Origin of the sequence: Lutibacter sp. A64 (assembly GCF_022429565.1) — a bacterium.
Lineage (GTDB): Bacteria > Bacteroidota > Bacteroidia > Flavobacteriales > Flavobacteriaceae > Lutibacter.
The window spans coordinates 3,665,904-3,684,611 of sequence record NZ_CP092487.1 but is presented as its reverse complement, the minus strand read 5'-3'; the positions used below and the strand labels follow the sequence as shown (position 1 = coordinate 3,684,611).

Sequence of the window (18,708 nt, the reverse complement as noted above, 5' to 3'; positions counted from 1 at the left end):
AAACAACTATCTTAAGATTTCTAGTAACCAAGAGCTTTATAATGCTCTTGGTACTAACTTCTTGTTCAGAAAAAAAGCCATTAGTTACAGTTAACAACACTATAAATATTCAAGGAAAATTAATTGATTACGATCAATTTCAAGGTTTAATAACCTATGATGAATACGATTTACTAAAAAAAACAAAAAAAAATAAGTTTGACATTGACAGTACAGGCTATTTTAATTTTGACATAACAGTAGAAAAACCTATTAAAGCAACACTCGATTTTGGACGAGTTATGATAAAAGGTAATGGAAACAACCGTTATATATACCTGTTTTTAAATCCAGGAGATAGTATTTTTATTGATGCTGGAATGGATGTAATTTCAGATAAAGATGTAATAAAAAACACTCTAAAACTAAAAGGTTCTGGCGCTATAAATAGTACGTTTGTAAATCAAGAAGATTATACATTTAACTCTTACGAACAACGAAGAAACAACAATTACTTGTTTATTGTTGAAAAAGAAGCAGCTGATTATGCTAAAACAGTAGATAGTATTAAAAATGTTAAATTAATTTATTTAGAAAATTATAAAAAAACACATCCGATAAGTCAAAAGTTAGTTGAAATTTATAGAGATGAATACGAAAATTTAGCAATTATTAGAAAAATGAATTACCCTTCTAGTCACGAAGGATATACAAAAGGGCATATTCCTGTATTACCTAATGACTATTATGATTTTGTAAAAGATATAAAAATAAGCAACAACTTAGAAGAAAAAGGATTGCCATATTTACGTTTTGTACATTATTACATTACAAATAAGTTGGCATTAGAAAAAGAAAAAGGTAACGATATTGAATTTCTAAGTTTTGTAGATCAAGAACTAGAAGGCAAAGCAAAATATATTTATCTAGCTTACTCTTTAGGCTCCGATTTTAAAGCAGAAGTTTACAACCAATTTGGGCCTAATTGTCCTTATACAGATATAGCTGCAATTGTGGCAGAAAAATATGGCCATTTAGAAAAAATGTTACCAGGAAAACCTTCACCTATTCTAAACCTATTTGATATTAAAGAAGACACAATAGCTTCAGTAGATTTATTTTCTAAAAAATACACCTATATAGATTTATGGGCTACTTGGTGCAAACCTTGTATTGCTGAATTTCCAAGTCTAAACGAATTAAAAGAAGAATACAAAGAAAAAAACATAAAATTTGTTAGTATCTCTATTGATAAAAACAAACAAGATTGGGTAGAATATGTTACAAAACACAAATTAGAAGGTATACAATTATGGGTAGATCCAGAAAATAAAAAAATAATAAATGACGGTTATAACATTACTATGATACCTCGATTTGTTTTATTAGACCCACAAGGAAAAATAGTAAGTGCAAATGCCCCTAGACCATCAAATAGCACAGAAGTTCGTAAGATTTTTAATATTGCTTTAGATAAAAAAATTAATAATTATTAACTGTAAATAATAATATGAAGTTTTTTTATCTGCTGTGCTTTTTAATTACAACAAATGCACTAGCTCAACATAAAAATGTATCCAATAAAAAATATTTTAAAATTCATTTAAAATCAGATGAAGAAAAAAATATTATAATACTTGGAGAAAATCATGCTTCTGCAGTGGCCGCTTCTATTTTCCCTACAATTGTTAAATATCTAAATAGAACTAACGATCTTAATAAATTAATAATTGAATGTGGTCCTTCAGAAGCTTTTTTTTATAATAAGTTTTTAAATACAGGGAATGAAAAACACTTGAACTATACAATTTTTTGTGGCTCATACCAACCTTGGTTAGAAGCTTGGAGAACAATTTACAATTATAATAAAAGGTTAAAAAAAACTTTAACAGTAATTGGGGTAGACTTCGATCGAGCACGAACTATGGGTTATGCTTTAATTAGTGTCTTTTATAAATATAAAAATCCACCAACATTTATTTCATCACTTATGGATGAAATAAAAACAAATGAATTTTACAATACTTATACTTCTGGTTATCCAACTAAAAAAGATTTAGAATGGATGAGTAAGGTAAAAAAAACACTTAAAAGCAATAAATTAATACTTAAACAACTATTAAAGACTGAAGACTATAATCTCATACAACAAATAATAAAAAATAAAACTTTAAATTATAATAATGAAAGAGAACAAGCTTTAGCCGATAATACAAAACGAATTATAAAAAACACAAATGCTAAAAACTTTCTTATTCTTATGGGTAGGAGCCATGCTTATTACAAATCCTTAATTAAAAAAGATAAACAAATGCTTGCTGCATATTTAAAGAATGAACCTTCATTTAATTTATTAACTGGAGCTATTATTTTTGAAGGTTCAAATTTAAGAACACCCTATAATAAAAACCTGAAAGAAACAGCGCTTTTTGAAATTAGTGATAAACTCCCTTGGAAAGATTTTTATAATATAATTAATAAAAAAGCTAAACACAAATTAACTCTTATACCTTTAAAAAAAGAACTTAATAAATTAAACTGTTATTTAGACTATATAATTGTAGCGAAAAAACAAGCTGCAATAACTCTTAGAAAATAATTATTTGAATTAGTTTTTTTGAGAGGGGAAGTGGCTTTAAATCGCTTCCCTTTTTTAAAAAAACCTTATAGCTCAGCTAGTTGTTTTCTAGCCATAATCTACAAAATCAAGCTAAAAACGTTACAAAATTGCCTGGCTTCAAAGTAAACTACATAAAAAAGAAAAAGAAGCCTACAATTAAATTAAAATTTAGTTGTAAATTGGCTTCTTTCTTTTAATAGAAAAGTACTAATTACAGCTTCTCTATAATAATTGAATACTTAGAATTCACTAACCCATTAATAGTTCTAAGAATCAATTTTGAGATTAAGAGACCAATCATCAATTTTAATTGATGGTTGGATTTCTACTCTCTGTTTATAATAGAAATGACTAACCCAAACATTTCTACTATAGTTTTTAGTAAAGTTTTCTGTTATTAAATTCTTGTTAGAGTTTAATATATTTAATTCCTTTTTCAATACAAATTCCCATATTTTACAGAAAAAATTACTAAAATATTTTACATAATTTCTACTTTTTGATCTACAAATTTTTTAATTGGTAAAACAACCAATCCTTCAGTAGTTTTAATTGTAATACTAATGTTATCAATCTGCTGAATTTTACCTTCAATATTTTTTGTTTTTATATGCTGACCTACTTCAAAGTTTTTACGTGAATAAAAACCAAATAATAAACGTGTTACAACATCTCTTGCTCCTAATCCAAAAGCAATAGTAAACGATAATAAAACAGATCCCAAAATTAAAGTTAAATTACTAGTTATAATTTCGGTATCTATACCAGCCTGATTTAATGCTGTAATAGAAACAACTACAACAATTGCATAAAAAACAATATTTCCTACTAAATTAGAACCATTTACTTCTAAAGATTTAAGGGTATCTTGTACAGCTTTTTTAATTATAGATGCTAAATAAACACCTACAACAAAAATTAACAATGCACTTATAAGTACAGGTAAATAACCTATAAAACTAGCAATCCCTTCAGAAATCATTGTTAAACCAAGACTTTCTGAGGCAATAACAATAAAGACTAGAATTATTAAATACTTTACAAATTTTAATACAATTTGAGAAGGAACAATATCGTAATCATTTTTACCAAATAACTCTGCCTCATTTAATTTTGTAGTTAACGAATCTATTTTAGATAACTTCAATATTTTTTTCAGAATATAATTTACTACTTTTAAAACTATCCAAGCTAAAATTATAAATGCAATGACCATTAAAAACTTTGGAATCACATTAGATAGTTGATGCCATAGATTTTGCACAAAAGTATAATCAGCGTCTTGTATTTGGGTTATTAATTTCATTGTTAATTTATTTTGGGTTAGAATTAGTCTTTATTAGAATTTTTAATTTCTATATTTTTAATCGGTTTTTTTTCTGTATCTAAAAACTCTCCTATTGTACTAGGATATTTAACTACAAACAGGTCGGCCATATCAATAGAAAGCTTAATTAATGAAATATCATTAATTACTTTCTTTCTCAATGCTTTTGGCACTTCCTCGTTATGTAGTATTTTCTTAAATGGATTTTCCATCAATTAAGATTTTTATATACACTAATTAATTTTTCTTTTGATCTTTTCAATCGCATTTTAACAGCACTCTCTCCTATTTCTAACGATTCTGAAATTTCTTTTATTGAAAAATCATCTTGATACTTCATTAATAAAATCATCTTCTCACTTGGTTCTATTAACTCTAATGCTTTTTTTAACATATCCGATTTCATACTAAAAATAGACGCATCACTAGAATCATCTTCATCAGAATCGGGTATTTCTCCTTCAAAATTCTTTTCATTTTTTTTATAATTATTACGTGTAACATAATTTACACAAAAATTATATGTAAATGAATACAACCAAGTGGAAAACTTAGCTGTTCCTTTAAAGGACCTTAATTTAACAAAAAGTTTAATAAAAACATCATGTGTTAAATCTTGAGCTTCCTCTTTAGAAGAAGCAAATCCATAGCACTTATTATAAACCATAGCCACATGCCTATCATACAAAACAGCAAATAATTGAGAGTCATTAGATTTTACTATCTCCTGCACCAATTCATTATCTGTTAATAACGTTATGTCACTTATTGATTTCAAAAATTTATTATTGGGTTACGGTTTTAAGACACTATAAATGTTAAAAAGTCACAAAAAAAGATTAAATCAGCATTATTTTGTAACATTTTCAAAAATACAACGTATATATTATGTACGCTATGTATAAACACAAAAATTTTAGTTTTTAAATGAGACAGCTTAAAATAACAAAACAGGTTACTAATAGAGAAACCGCATCTTTAGATAAATACTTACAAGAAATAGGAAAAGTTGATTTAATTACTGCCGAAATGGAGGTAGAATTAGCACAACGAATTAAGGCAGGAGACCAAGTAGCTTTAGAAAGATTAACAAAAGCGAATTTACGTTTTGTAGTATCTGTAGCTAAACAATACCAAAATCAAGGATTAACATTACCAGATTTAATTAATGAAGGTAATTTAGGATTAATAAAAGCAGCAAAACGTTTTGATGAAACACGTGGTTTTAAATTTATATCGTACGCTGTTTGGTGGATTCGTCAATCTATTTTACAAGCATTAGCAGAACAATCTCGTATTGTGCGCTTGCCTTTAAATAAAATTGGTTCTATTAATAAAATCAATAAAATGTATGCTTTTCTTGAGCAAGAGAACGAAAGACCTCCTTCTGCTGAAGAAATTGCAAAAAAATTAGACATGACAGTAAACGACGTAAAAGAGTCTATGAAAAACTCTGGTCGTCACGTATCTATGGATGCTCCTTTAATTGAAGGTGAAGATTCTAATTTATACGATGTATTAAATACAGGCGAATCTCCAAATCCAGATAAATCTTTATTACATGAATCTTTAAAAGTTGAAATAGAACGCGCTCTAGAAACATTAACTCCTAGAGAAGCTGATGTTGTTCAATTATACTTTGGTTTAGGTGATGCTCACCCAATGACACTTGAAGAAATTGGTGAAACTTTTGATTTAACCCGTGAACGTGTTCGTCAAATTAAAGAAAAAGCAATTAGACGTTTAAAACACACTTCTAGAAGTAAAATTTTAAAAACATATTTAGGATAATTACTTACAATTTGGTAATTATTATTATAGTTTAAAAAAGGCTGTTTGTTAGTAAAATAACAAACAGCCTTTTTATATATTTGCACAACTATAACAAAAACTTCAAAAAAATGAAAAAATACATTGCACCTTCAATGCTTGCTTCCGATTTTGCAAACTTACAACACGATATTGAAATGGTTAATAACAGTAAAGCCGATTGGTTTCATATAGATGTTATGGATGGCGTTTTTGTTCCAAACATTTCTTTTGGCATGCCTGTTATTAGTGCTATTAAGAAACATGCAACTAAAACTATGGATGTTCATTTAATGATTGTAAATCCTGATAAATATATTTCCGATTTTAAAAAAGTAGGTGCAGATATTTTAACCGTTCATTACGAAGCATGTCCTCATTTACATAGAACTGTACAAGCAATAAAAGCTGAAGGAATGAAAGCCGGTGTTTCTCTAAATCCTCATACACCAATAGCTGTTTTAGAAGATATAATTAAAGATTTAGATTTGGTATTAATAATGAGTGTAAATCCTGGTTTTGGCGGACAAAGTTTTATTGAAAACACTTATAAAAAAGTACAACAACTAAAAGCTTTAATACAATTTAGTAATTCTGATGCACTAATAGAGGTAGATGGAGGTGTAACTGACCAAAATATTGAGCAATTATCTGAAGTTGGTGCAGATGCATTTGTTGCAGGAAGCTTTGTTTTTAAAAGCGAAGAACCAACCAAAACAATTGCAGACTTAAAAGATTTGGTATCACCTATTTAATTAGTTTCCAACACATATAATTCTAAAAGAATAAACAACATTGTTTATATATATATTTTAAAACTTTTATAATCTAATTTTAGATTATAGAAATGAATGTTTTTTTAAAAATAACTCAGAATCCTTTAAAATCTTGTAGTAATAATTTGACACTCCTTTGCGATAATAAAATATTGGATGGCTAGCATTCTCATATAATTTCAACTCACAAAAACTTCCTGCATCTGTCATCTTTTTTGTAGGAATATCACCCCTAAGAAAAAAATCATTTTTAACATTTTTAAATCTATATACTGAACCACTTACAGGTGTTATAGAATCAGCTAATGTATCTCCATTAATGACTAGATTTTTTTGAAAACCATTAAACGTCTTGTTTTGGATGGTGATATTAGCAGTAGCAACCGTAGCATTCATTTCATCCTCATTATAAATACCATCATTCAAAACAGCAGTATAGTCGAATACTTTTATTACACTATTGCTATTCACCTTAAAATTAAGACCATAAAAGAATCACAAAACCACAAATTCTATTCACTGCTTTATAACTCTTGGAGTTAATTAAAATGGAGTCAATTTTGTTTTCAATATTAAATATGAATTAAAAAATAATTTGTTCAATTGCTTGTGTAAGATGTAAGGTGTTATTATTTGAAATGAACATTAAAATACTCAATCCTTTTTTAGTCATTTTATAGATGATTATGAGGAGGATTTATTAAAATTGTTATTCAAAATAATCTAAATCCCATGAATCAATCCATCTAATGGTCATTTTATCATTTATAAAATCAATTGGCAACCATATATACAGACTATCATATGGATGTTCTGGCTTATTAATATCGAAAAATGCTATAAAAGAATCCTCTTTTCCTTTATATGGTATAATAAAAGTAGATTGTCCTCCAAAAGTTTTTTCGGGACCTAATTTGTTATTAGGGTTTTGCCCTAAACAGGGGTTTCCTTTATACTCCCATGGGCCGTATAGCGATTTACTTGTAAAATATCTAGCAGGGTTTGGGGACCACCCCGTGCTGCCTGATGCCAACATATGATATACACCATCTTTTTTAAATAAAGCAGGGGCTTCTGTATGTTGGGTAATTCCTTTACACAATTCATATTTGCCTTCGGGTAGTAAATAATCCTCTCGCATTTTACCAATTACCAATTCCTTATTTGGTTTTTTAACTGTTATATGGTACAACTCATCATTCTCATCTTGAAACATAGCAAAATCACCAGTTCCATTAGGGGAGTTACCTCCTAGAAATTTATGAATGTATTGGAATGGACCCGATGGACTCTGAGAAACAGCTACACCTACAAAAGCAGTTTTAGTACCTTGCTCTCTTATATAAAGCTTAAAAAATAAAACAAAATTTTTAGTCTTTTTGTTGTAGACAACCTTTGGCCGGTCTTGATTACTATCGAATGCTAAATCACTTAAACTATCATTTTTGGTTAAAGGCAATACCATACCTTGGTCGTGCCAATCAACAAGATTTTTAGATGCATAACAATGAATTCCTGCATCAGCATGCTCTTTTTCTGAAAGCCCTTCCTCTTTATGTTCACCATACCAATAGTAAATACCGTTATGAAACAAAACACATCCTCCGTGTGCATTTATTCTTTCACCTTTACTATCAAGCCATACTTTTCCTGATTCTATTTGTTGGCCATTTGTATTTTGAACAACAGTTTGCATCATACATACACCCACTAAAACCTTTAACAATACTTTAAATTTCATATGTTTATTTTTTTATTACTCGATTCTAATTATCTATATAAACAAGATATTACTTCTTATTATAATATAAAAGGTTTAAACCACGAACCTTTTTTAAACTAGTTAATTATTTACCTAAATCTGATGGTTTCCAACTATCTCGCCAAAATATTGACATTTTCTCGTTAGAAAACTTAATAGGAAGCCAAATATATCGACCTGTTATTGGTTTTTCTGGTCTCCAAATATCGAACATAGCTATATAAGCATCTTCTATTCCTTGAATAGGAATAATGTAAGATGATTGTCCTCCAAAAGTTTTATCAATACCAAGATTATCAACAGCATTAAAACCATAACAAGGATTTCCATGATAAGTCCATGTTCCCAATAAATCATTTGTGGTATGGTAACGAGCTGGATTAGGATTCCATCCTTTTGAACCAGATCCTAACATATGATATATCCCATTTCTTTTGATAACAGCTGGCGCCTCGGTATGTACCTTAACACCCTCAGCTACCTGATATTCGCCATCAGGGTAATAGTAATCGGCATCTAACTTCCCAATAACAAATGCCTTATCAGGTTTACGCACTGCTAAATGATAAAGAGTCTTTTCATCATCTTTAAACATAGAAAAGTCACCAGAACCTTTAGTCGATCCCCCTCCTCTAAATTTATGATGATAAATAAATGGACCTAATGGTTTTTTAGCTACAGCTACTCCAACATAATTACTATCATATCCAACACCTTTTAAATACAATTTAAAATAAGCCACAAACTCCTTATTTTTAGAATTGTAAACCACTTTAGGTCTTTCTAATATACAACCATATGCAAGGTCACTTTTTTCATCTTCATAGTCTACACTTAAAACAAGCCCCTCGTCTTTCCAGTTTATTAAATCTTTAGAAGAATAACAATGTATGCCTCCATCAGCAAATTCAGCTTCCGATTTACCTTCTAGTTTATGCTCTCCATACCAATAATAAACACCTTGATGAAAAATAACACCGCCACCATGAGCATTAATACCTTTTCCGTTGGTATCTAACCATTGTTGCGCTGGTTTAATTTCTGTTTGAATTTGTTGTGCTATTAAAAATTGACAACCAAACAATACTAATAAAAAACTTCCTAAAATTGATTTCATTAAATTCATTCTACTTAAAATTTTATTCACTCTTTAATTTATTTATCTCTGCACCAACAACCCTATTTTTTTATCACCTAAACTTCTCTATCTATCCAAAGGCCAAGGTTGTACACCATGTTTTTTTGACCATTTTTTATAGGCTAACAACAAAGTTTCTGCTTTTTTTGGTTTACTATTAATCAGATTATTAATTTCAAAAGGATCGTTTTCTAGATTATAGAGTTCCCACTTCTTTTTATGTAATGCCACTAATTTCCAATTTCCTTTGCGTACCGCTTTATTTCCAATATGTTCCCAAAAATAGAATCTATTTTTATCTTGTAATTCTCCCTTTAAAAGCGGTAAAATACTTTTTCCATCCAACGGATCAAGTTCAACTTCCTTATACTTTATAGGATATTTTGCACCTGCTAACTCAAGACATGTTGGCATTAAATCGTTTATATGAGCTGTTTCTGATATTCTTGTTCCTTTGTTTTTTATACCTTCTGGCCAATGCATAACTAAGGGGGTTATAATTCCACCTTCATGCTCTTGAGATTTTCCTAAACGATACGGAGTATTACTTACATTATACCAAAATCCATAAGCCATATTACTATCCCTCGAGCCCATTTCGGCTTCTGGAGTTTTATTCCAATCTGTTTGTGCAGCACCATTATCTGATAAAAAGAAAACGACCGTATTATCTGCAATACCTTCCTCTTTTAAACTTTGCATTAAACGCCCAATATTTTGGTCTAAACGATCTACCACAGCTGCATAAACTGCCATTTTTAATGCTTCATCATCTTTATTTTTTACAGATTCCCAATCTGGATAAACAGGTGCTGTTATCTTACTATTTTCTGGAAATAATCCTATTTCTTGCTGCTTTTTAAATCTTGCTTTACGAATAACATCATATCCCTCTTTATAAGTGTCCTTATATTTTTCTATATCCTCTTTTTTTGCTTGAAGTGGAAAATGTGGAGCAACATACGCCAAGTACATAAAAAATGGTTTCTCTTTTTTTCTTTTTTCCTTTATAAAATCTATTGAATAATCTGTAAAAGCATCCGTTGAATACCAATTAGAATCTGGGTGCACTTTATCCCCATTCCAAAAAACAGGGCGCTCATAAAATTTAGATGGATAAAAATAAAGTCCACCTCCCTTTGGAATTCCATAAAATTGATTAAATCCACGGCGATCTGGCCACATGTCTCTTTCTTTATCACCTACATGCCATTTACCTGTCATAAAAGTATCGTAACCATTTTCTTTTAAAACCTCTGCAATTGTTACCGATTTTTTATTGATGTACCCCTGATATTCTGGTAAATCACTTTTAGTATAATCCATAGACCCCATTCCTGCATCCCATTGATATTGGCCGGTAAGCAAACTTGTACGAGATGGACAACATCTAGATGTATTATAAAAGTTAGTAAAAAGCATCCCTTCCTTTGCCATTTTATCTAGATTAGGTGTTTCTATTTCAGATCCCATACAACCTAAATCAGAAAATCCCATATCATCAGCTAATATAATAATGATGTTCGGTTTTTTAGATTGACCTAACATTATAGTTGGTAGTAGTGCCAAAAAAAGTAAAACGACAAAATTTATTTTTGTTTTCATAATTATTATTTAGAAATTAAACTAAATAAATGCACAATCCCTTTAAATTCATTTTTAACATTATTCACTTTTTAACTCTTGTGTCCACTCACTAGCAAATCCCCATTGTTTGACAACTCTCATTTTATAATAAATTGGAGTGCCTTTTTTAATATTAGGAATGTTAAGTACTCCTTTTACTTTGGTGGTTAATTTATGATCATACTTATTAGAACTCGTGCCATAAACTACTTCATATAAATAATCGTAAGGACTTACGCTGTAAGCTATAAAGACCCCATTTTGAGTGTGTTTTGTATTCCAAATAATTGGCGGTAACTCATCTTCATCTTTTGTAAGTTCTTTTGTTTTAGAAGGAATGCTCTCTCCTTTATTATTCACAGCAATCAGTTGATATTTCCAAACATGACCTTGTTTAATTTTTTTATCCTCAATGTCAATAAAATTATTTGTTGTTGCTTTAGTATTAAAGGTTAAACCATCTTTTTCATATCGAACATAATACGCTTCTGCATCTTTACTTTTATCATAAAAAATACGAATACCATTGTTGGCCGTATTTACAAATGTTATAACAGGTTGTTTCGGAACCTGAAACTTTATAAGGTCTGTATGAACTTTATAACCTTGCGGATCTAAGAAACTAACCTCTATCATACTTAAGTTTTCTTTAGCACTCCATTCTAAAAAAACATCAAATGCTTTATCTCCAGGAAAAATGGTTTTAATCACTTGTGTATCTGTCCCAACAGCTTTAAAATCCGAATTAAAAAGAGTATACTGTACTTTAAAGTTTCTCAATATATTTGCAGGTATGTCTAATTTTGTTCTTGGCTTAATGGTCACTTTTGCCTTTCCTTCTGCTATATTTAAATTCGATACAGTCAAATTTCTTATAGGACTAAATTCTTTTTGAATACTATAAAATCCTTTTTTCTTATCTCTAAAAGAAGTTACAACTCCCCAAGCTCTATTTTGCGACGGAGGTGTTTTCCATCCTTCTTTACCATGATACGTACTTCTATAATCGTTAAACGCCCATAAAGAACCCCCTAAAACATATTCTTTGTTTCGTAGCTCATTCATCATTTTTTCAGCAGGAATATCTCCTAAGCTAGGATCTTCAGAATTTAGTTCTTTACCAAACTCGGACATAAAAATTGGTTTCTTATGGTTTTTCCAAGTGCCATCGGCTTTTTTACCCCAATTTTGATACCCATTTAGCATTGCTAAATCTGCATACATAGATGCTTCTTTAGGTGAATTATTGGCAGAGTTAGACACACAAACTGCTATTCTATTTGGATCTAATTTTTCCGCCATTTCTATAGCACCTTTTACATAAGCATTTACTTTTGGATTTTTAGAAGCCATACCTAATTCATTACCCACACTCCACCCCACAATTGCTGGATGATTATAATTATTTTCAATAATTCTTTGCAACCATTCTTTTGGTTTTGGATGTTCAGGATCTACTAATACATCTTTTCCCCAAAGTCCAACTTCTTCAAAAATCAAAATTCCTTTTTCATCCAAATAATCTATATATTCTTTTGGTAAATTTACATGACTCAGTCGAGCCATATTTGCACCCAAACTTTTCATTAAATCTACATCTTCTTTAATACGTTCCATAGGTAGCGTATTACCTGTAAATCTATCTTCTGGAACCACATTAAATCCTACAGGACGAATACTTTCTCCATTTAAAAGTAATTGTAATCCATCTATTTCTATTTTTCGAATACCAAATCTATCAGAGTTTATATGTAAAATCTCTTCATTTTCAGATAAAGTAACTGTAGATTCATACAAATTAGGAAAATCAAAATGCCATAAATTCACTTTAGATTTTGGTAACTTATAAGACCAATTAACAATATATTTATTTGTATTTGCTGGTATTGTTGCTTTTACTTTACCATTAGCTACAACCTTTCCATTACTTTTAATATTTATATTATAAATTACCTTTTTAGAAATATCACTAGAATTACTACTAACTATTTTTACGTTTAATGCAGCATTACCTTTTTTTAAATCTGGAATAGCATCTATCTGCTGAAATTCAATACGTGTTTTAGGTGTTAACTCTAACCAAACAGGTCTTCTTATTCCTCCCCAATTCCACATAGCTCCACTTTTAAAAACATTATTAACCAATACGGTTAACCTGTTTTCTTTTCCTGGGTTTAGATACTTCGTAATATCAAAATGAAAAGGTAAAAACCCTAAATTATTTTCACCAACTAAATGCCCATTTACCCATACTTTAGCATCGTTATAAACAGATTGAAAAACCAAACGTACTTGTTCTTTTTCTAAAGATGAGTCAATAGAAAAAGTTCTAGTATACCATGCATCGCCAACATATTCAGCATACTCATTAATCAAATCCCAGTTTCCAGGAACCACCATGGTATCCCAAGAGGCAGTATTTACTTCTTTTGCTGTCCAACCAGAAGATTCTCCTTGTGCATAAGGATCTGTTTTAAAAGACCATTTACCATTTAATGCTATTTTCTGATTGCTTTGGGAATAACTAAAATTTGTTATAATAGAACATAAAAATGCTATTAAAATAGAAGTTCTTAAAATTGATTTTTTAACAATTGCTAAACTATTTACCATATTTTATTTTATTTTATTTAGTTATAAGCGATATTTTAATTTGGCTGTAAATTAATAACCTAAGGGGTTATAAAAATCTTATAACCCCTTAGGCTCAATAAACCAAACTATAATATATTATAAAAATTAATAACCTTCATTTTGCGTTAAATTAGGATTAAGTCTTCTCTCATCATCTGGTATTGGCCATAAATATTGATGTGAAGGAAAAGATGTTGTTGTTAATATTTGAGCTAATCCAGCATCAACCAAAGGCATAAAATCTGCCACCCCATTTTCATCTATTTGCGGTGTTAAACCCCAAAACCAATTACCTGGATTAACAACATTAACCATTAAATCGCTATTTTCTTGTATTACATTAGGATCTGCATTTGCAGCAATTGGAGCTAAACCATATGTATGGCCACCATCCATAATAACATCTGCCAATCTCCAACGTATTAAATCCATATACCTAAGCCATTCACCAGCTAATTCAGAACGTCTTTCATTTCTAACAATATACCTAAGTTTTACTTGGTCTGTTGTTGTTACTGTAGGATTTGAAAAACTAGAATTTGCATAAGCACGATCTCTAACTTCATTAATAGCGTTTAAAACCGATGCATCAATCTCATTTAATTCAATTTTAGCTTCTGCATACATTAACAATACATCTGCATAACGCATTAAAATTAAATCGTTCGCAGCAATTTTATCTGCCCAATCACTGTCAATTCCTTTTTTAAAAAGCAGACCATTAAAACTACAAAAATTTTGATTGGATTTGGTATCTTTATTTGTTTCTAGAGAACTTGTTAAATAATTAAAAACTCTAGTATGTTCTGGGTGAGGATTATACTCTCTAGCCATATGTCTACTTCCAGAGTCTGGGGATAGACCATCACCATCTTTTAACGATCCAAAAGGCACTATAGTTGCCAACAACCTAGGGTCTCTGTTTTTAAATGGATTATGGGAATCGAAAAGAGGAGATTCATCTATTGGTAAACCATCTACACATTCAAAAGAAGCTAATAATTCCCAACTTGGAATAACACTACCATACCCTCCTTCATTCCTAGGAAGCATATAAAGAATAAAATTACTATTAATAGTTTGTAAAAACTCTTCACTTCTAGGTAATTTAAATATTATTTCTTTAGACTCTTTTGTGGAAGATAAAAATAATTCTTCAAAATTAGGATGTAATTCGTAAGCATTTAAATCCATACAAGCCTTTGCTGCTATCGCAGCCGTTGCATTATCACCCATATATATAGCAGCTCTTGCCTTAAATGCAAGTGCTGCACCTTTTGTAGCATATTCTAAACCTGATAAATAACTTACCGGCAAATTTTGAGATGCCACATCAAAATATTCATAAATTTTTTGAAGAATAAAAGCTTTATCTGTTCTTGCTATTGTAAATGATTCATCAATTGTAATAGGTGTATCATAAAAAGGTACATCTCCATAATGCGTAATTAAGTATGTCCAATATACTCCTAGAAAAAAATTTGCTTCCCCCTCAAATTGTTGTTCTTCTGCAGAAGATAAAACACCGCTTTGAGTTTTAATTTTTTCCAGAACTGTTAATATTCTTGTAATTGCCTTATACATATTAGTCCAATCATTTTTAGCTCTACTATAATTTGAATCTACAGTACCCGATTTAATTGGTCCTAAATTGGTACGGTAATTTACATCATCATCCCAACCTGGGTTGTAAGCTCCATCATTTCCATCTGAAGGGAAAAAAGTTGATCTATATCCTTCGTTTAAAGATTGCCTAAATTGTTCACTTGTTTGATACCAATTCTCAGAACTAGCGGCATCTTGTTGATCCAAATCAAGTTCAACACATGATGATACTATGAATATAATTGCAATTAACATTGCAACATTATTTATCTGTTTTTTCATAATTAATATATTTTATAAATTAACTTTTAAGCCTAATAAAAATGTTTTTGTTACCAAGTAAGAACCTACTTGCTCTGGATCAATACCTTTTGGTAAATTATCAAAAGAAAATAAATCATTTCCTGAAACATAAACACGTAGTCGTGAAACTCCTATTTTGTTAATAACATCACTAGGTAAAGTATAGCCTAGAGTAATATTTTTAAGTCTTAAATAAGCTCCATTTTTAAGCCAAAAATCAGAAAATCTAAGATTGTTACTTTGGTTTTTGAAACCTAACCTTGGATAGTCTGCTGTAGTATTTTGTTCTGTGGTATTATAAACACTCCAATAATTTCCATCTACAAGTTCACGTGGAGAATTACCTGCGTCAAAAGCTTTTACATAAGTATTTGGATTTAAGTAGAACTTTTGTTTTCCTATTCCTTGAAAAATTATTCCTAAATCAAACCCCTTATATTCTAAAGAAATATTACCTCCATACTGGTATCTTGGTAAAGAACCTCCTAAAACTACTTGATCGTCTGTATTAATAACACCATCTCCTTTATCTGGTATACCATCGTTGTCAGTATCAACAGTAAGCTGATCTACATATTTTATATCTCCTGGGGAAACTACTCCTGAAGTTACCGCTGAATTATCTACTTCTTCTTGAGTTTGGTATATACCATCTGACTCATATCCGTACCAAGATTGAAATTCTAGACCTTCTTCAGACAGTTTATTACTACTAAATAAACGTTTATCTGAAACATAACCTAGAATTGATTTTGAATCAAATATATTGGCCGAAGCAGAAAATTTTAAATCACCAATTACATCATTCCAACCAATAGAAGCTTCCCATCCTGTTGTTTTCATATCACCTACATTTACAGTAGGATCTATAAACCCACTTAATGATGGAATATTTAGACTTAAAAGCATATCTGATGTTTCCTTTTGAAAATATTCAGCTGTTAAAGAGAGCCTATCATCAAACATATTAGCATCTATGGCTATGTTTTTACTTACTGTGGTTTCCCAAGTAATATCTTCAACAGCAAAAAAGGTTTGTGCAGCAGAACGCACAGATTCAACATTGTTACCATTAGCAATCAAAACATCAGAAAACTGTAATACCGAAGCATATAAATAATTCCCTAGTCTATCATTCCCTAAAGTACCATATGATGTTCTTAACTTTAAGAAATCAACAGGTGCAACATTTTTCATAAAGTCCTCTTCTGAAATTACCCAACTTGCAGCTAACGATGGAAATGTACCCCATCTATAATCTTTTCCAAATCTAGAAGATCCATCTCTTCTTAAAGTTCCTTGAAGAAAATACTTTTTATTAAAGTCATAAGAAACTCTTCCAAAAAGTGAACTATAAGCCACTTCTGAAATACTAGATCCATTATCAAACACTTTGTCTACTGGAGCTTGACTTAAATATGGATAATCATCACTAATAAATTCATTTCCTCTTACTTTTAAAGCTTCGGTTTCTTTATAATACTCTTCAACACCAAATACTGACTCTATACTATGATTTCCAAATAGTTTGCTATATTCAACAAGAGCTTGTGTAGTTAAAGTTTTTTCTATAGTTCTAGACTCTATCAAATCTCTATCTGATGGTGAACTACCAAAAATGTAAGATGGCGTTTGTAATTTATCAGGATCATCAGCCCCCCAATAAGGAATTGATTTATGAAAACTTTTAAATTGCGTAAACTCATAATTAGGAGCTAGATTAATAGAAATTTTCAAATCTTCAATAGGCTTAAAAAACAAACCAAATTTACCATAAACCAGTGTATTGTTTGTTTCTTTCGTACCTGCATATAACAAACTTGCATAAGGATTTGATCCAGTTTTACCATCAGCAATTCTTCCATCTGACCATAATGCTGGATAAATGGTACCATAATTAATAGCTAAATTAGTTGGATCCGTAAGAGGTTCTTCTTCATCTGTCTGCTTAAATGCTATATTCAACACAGCTCCAATTTTATCAGACAATTGAAGTTCATTATTGATTCTTCCTGTATAACGTTTCCAATCTCTATTGACATATAATGCATTTTGATATTCATACCCAAAATTTGCACTCGTTTTTAATTTTTCAGTTCCTCCAGAAAGCGATAAATTATGTCTTGTAGTTTCTGATTGTTTTTTAAGCATTAGCTCTCTCCAATTGGTATCTGGATAGTTATCTGGATCTTGAGCATGAAGGTTCGCATAATTAGCAATTATTTCAGGGTCATAGGTACTAAATTCATTAACCAAATTATTATTATCATTCCAAATAGATTCATTAAACATTTCCATATAACGTACCGCTTGAACACCTTTTCTAATTTCCGTTGGTTTATTAATACCATACTCAGCTGTATAATCAATTTTAAAGCTCCCTGTTTTTGCTTTTTTAGTAGTAATAATAACAACACCAGCAGCTGCTCTTGACCCATAAATAGCAGCAGCAGCACCATCTTTTAATATTGAAATTGATTCAATTTCTGCAGCATTTACATCATTAATACTTGCAACTGGGATATCATCTACCAAAATTAAAGGACTACTATCTCCTTGTAAAGTAGTTATTCCCCTAATTTTTATTGTATTTCCTGCTCCAGGTTCTGTAGAACTTCTGGTTACACTAACACCCGCAACAGCACCTTGTAATGCATTAGATACGTTAGAAGTACTTCTAGAAGCAATATCGTCTCCAGAAACTACTGATACAGATCCAGTAATATCCTTTTTAGATTGTGTTCCATAACCTACTACCACAACTTCTTCTAGTTGTGAAACATCTTCCTTAAGAATTATTATTATTTCATTTTTTCCTTTTATATTTATTTCTTGAGTTACATATCCTATGTAGGATACTTTAATAATTTCATTACCATCCAAAAGTGTTACAGAAAACTTTCCATCAAAATCTGTTTGTGTACCTGTGGCTGTGCCCTTTGCAATTATATTTGCGCCAGGTATTGGCATGTTAGATTCATCCAACACCAGCCCTGAAACTGTATTTTGTTGAGCACGTACAAAAGTGCAAAACAATAATGTGGCGATTAATAATTTAATATTCCTCATATGTTTAAATTTAGTTGTTAATAATATTTTTTGTTAATGCTTTAATTATTAAGCACATCC

The 18,708-nt window shown here is 30.1% G+C and carries 14 protein-coding genes; 4 read left to right on the top strand and 10 right to left on the bottom strand.

Going from position 1 to position 18,708, the window contains the following annotated elements; genetic code table 11:
* Positions 1-41: 41 nt before the first annotated feature.
* Positions 42-1,475, top strand: a complete 1,434-nt coding sequence (locus tag MKD41_RS14940; protein WP_240243144.1) for a TlpA family protein disulfide reductase — start codon at positions 42-44, stop codon at positions 1,473-1,475.
* 14 nt (positions 1,476-1,489) lie between these two features.
* Positions 1,490-2,578, top strand: a complete 1,089-nt coding sequence (locus tag MKD41_RS14935; protein ID WP_240243143.1) for a hypothetical protein — start codon at positions 1,490-1,492, stop codon at positions 2,576-2,578.
* Between the two features lie 502 nt (positions 2,579-3,080).
* Here MKD41_RS14935 and MKD41_RS14930 read toward each other — a convergent pair.
* From MKD41_RS14930 to MKD41_RS14920, 3 genes are read right to left on the bottom strand one after another with little or no spacing between them, the layout of a single operon-like run.
* Positions 3,081-3,905: a mechanosensitive ion channel family protein gene (locus MKD41_RS14930; protein ID WP_240243142.1), complete on the bottom strand. Its 825-nt coding sequence runs from the start codon at positions 3,903-3,905 to the stop codon at positions 3,081-3,083.
* A 23-nt stretch (positions 3,906-3,928) separates the two neighbouring features.
* On the bottom strand, positions 3,929-4,138 hold the full coding sequence (locus MKD41_RS14925; protein WP_240243141.1) for a hypothetical protein: 210 nt from the start codon (positions 4,136-4,138) through the stop codon (positions 3,929-3,931).
* Positions 4,138-4,704 (bottom strand): RNA polymerase sigma factor, encoded by a 567-nt coding sequence (locus MKD41_RS14920; RefSeq protein WP_240243140.1) that lies wholly within the window; start codon positions 4,702-4,704, stop codon positions 4,138-4,140. The genes MKD41_RS14925 and MKD41_RS14920 overlap by 1 nt, the downstream gene beginning before the upstream one ends.
* Before the next feature lie 149 nt (positions 4,705-4,853).
* On the opposite strand from MKD41_RS14920, the gene MKD41_RS14915 reads away from it, so the two are divergent.
* Together MKD41_RS14915 and rpe are read left to right on the top strand one after the other, a co-directional pair.
* Positions 4,854-5,717, top strand: a complete 864-nt coding sequence (locus MKD41_RS14915; protein ID WP_115877674.1) for a sigma-70 family RNA polymerase sigma factor — start codon at positions 4,854-4,856, stop codon at positions 5,715-5,717.
* 110 nt (positions 5,718-5,827) lie between these two features.
* The gene (rpe, locus tag MKD41_RS14910) at positions 5,828-6,490 is read left to right on the top strand and encodes a ribulose-phosphate 3-epimerase (RefSeq protein WP_240243139.1); all 663 of its coding nucleotides are present in this window, start codon (positions 5,828-5,830) and stop codon (positions 6,488-6,490) included.
* 84 nt (positions 6,491-6,574) lie between these two features.
* On the opposite strand, the gene MKD41_RS14905 is transcribed toward rpe, so the two are convergent.
* From MKD41_RS14905 to MKD41_RS14875, 7 genes are all read right to left on the bottom strand, one after another.
* Entirely contained in the window at positions 6,575-6,982 is a 408-nt protein-coding gene (locus MKD41_RS14905; protein WP_240243138.1) for a hypothetical protein, read from the bottom strand.
* A gap of 238 nt (positions 6,983-7,220) precedes the next feature.
* Entirely contained in the window at positions 7,221-8,252 is a 1,032-nt protein-coding gene (locus tag MKD41_RS14900) for a family 43 glycosylhydrolase (RefSeq protein ID WP_240243137.1), read from the bottom strand.
* Between the two features lie 106 nt (positions 8,253-8,358).
* A complete protein-coding gene (locus MKD41_RS14895) occupies positions 8,359-9,399 on the bottom strand; it encodes a family 43 glycosylhydrolase (RefSeq protein ID WP_240243136.1) in 1,041 nt (346 codons plus the stop codon).
* Positions 9,400-9,477: 78 nt separating this feature from the next.
* Positions 9,478-11,016 carry an arylsulfatase gene (locus MKD41_RS14890; protein ID WP_240243135.1) on the bottom strand — a complete coding sequence of 513 codons (1,539 nt, stop codon included), beginning with the start codon at positions 11,014-11,016 and terminating at the stop codon, positions 9,478-9,480.
* Between the two features lie 60 nt (positions 11,017-11,076).
* On the bottom strand, positions 11,077-13,650 hold the full coding sequence (locus MKD41_RS14885) for a glycoside hydrolase family 2 protein (protein ID WP_240243134.1): 2,574 nt from the start codon (positions 13,648-13,650) through the stop codon (positions 11,077-11,079).
* A 126-nt stretch (positions 13,651-13,776) separates the two neighbouring features.
* Positions 13,777-15,558: a RagB/SusD family nutrient uptake outer membrane protein gene (locus tag MKD41_RS14880; RefSeq protein ID WP_240243133.1), complete on the bottom strand. Its 1,782-nt coding sequence runs from the start codon at positions 15,556-15,558 to the stop codon at positions 13,777-13,779.
* A gap of 12 nt (positions 15,559-15,570) precedes the next feature.
* Positions 15,571-18,648 (bottom strand): SusC/RagA family TonB-linked outer membrane protein, encoded by a 3,078-nt coding sequence (locus MKD41_RS14875; protein WP_240243132.1) that lies wholly within the window; start codon positions 18,646-18,648, stop codon positions 15,571-15,573.
* Between the last annotated feature and the right edge of the window lie 60 nt (positions 18,649-18,708).

Bases quoted from the DNA above. Each gene is read 5' to 3' on its own strand.
- MKD41_RS14940 (WP_240243144.1), top strand. From the start codon at position 42: ATGCTCTTGGTACTAACTTCTTGTTCAGAAAAAAAGCCATTAGTTACA.
- MKD41_RS14935 (WP_240243143.1), top strand. From the start codon at position 1,490: ATGAAGTTTTTTTATCTGCTGTGCTTTTTAATTACAACAAATGCACTA.
- MKD41_RS14930 (WP_240243142.1), bottom strand. From the start codon at position 3,905: ATGAAATTAATAACCCAAATACAAGACGCTGATTATACTTTTGTGCAA.
- MKD41_RS14925 (WP_240243141.1), bottom strand. From the start codon at position 4,138: ATGGAAAATCCATTTAAGAAAATACTACATAACGAGGAAGTGCCAAAA.
- MKD41_RS14915 (WP_115877674.1), top strand. From the start codon at position 4,854: ATGAGACAGCTTAAAATAACAAAACAGGTTACTAATAGAGAAACCGCA.
- rpe (WP_240243139.1), top strand. From the start codon at position 5,828: ATGAAAAAATACATTGCACCTTCAATGCTTGCTTCCGATTTTGCAAAC.
- MKD41_RS14900 (WP_240243137.1), bottom strand. From the start codon at position 8,252: ATGAAATTTAAAGTATTGTTAAAGGTTTTAGTGGGTGTATGTATGATG.
- MKD41_RS14895 (WP_240243136.1), bottom strand. From the start codon at position 9,399: ATGAATTTAATGAAATCAATTTTAGGAAGTTTTTTATTAGTATTGTTT.
- MKD41_RS14890 (WP_240243135.1), bottom strand. From the start codon at position 11,016: ATGAAAACAAAAATAAATTTTGTCGTTTTACTTTTTTTGGCACTACTA.
- MKD41_RS14885 (WP_240243134.1), bottom strand. From the start codon at position 13,650: ATGGTAAATAGTTTAGCAATTGTTAAAAAATCAATTTTAAGAACTTCT.
- MKD41_RS14880 (WP_240243133.1), bottom strand. From the start codon at position 15,558: ATGAAAAAACAGATAAATAATGTTGCAATGTTAATTGCAATTATATTC.
- MKD41_RS14875 (WP_240243132.1), bottom strand. From the start codon at position 18,648: ATGAGGAATATTAAATTATTAATCGCCACATTATTGTTTTGCACTTTT.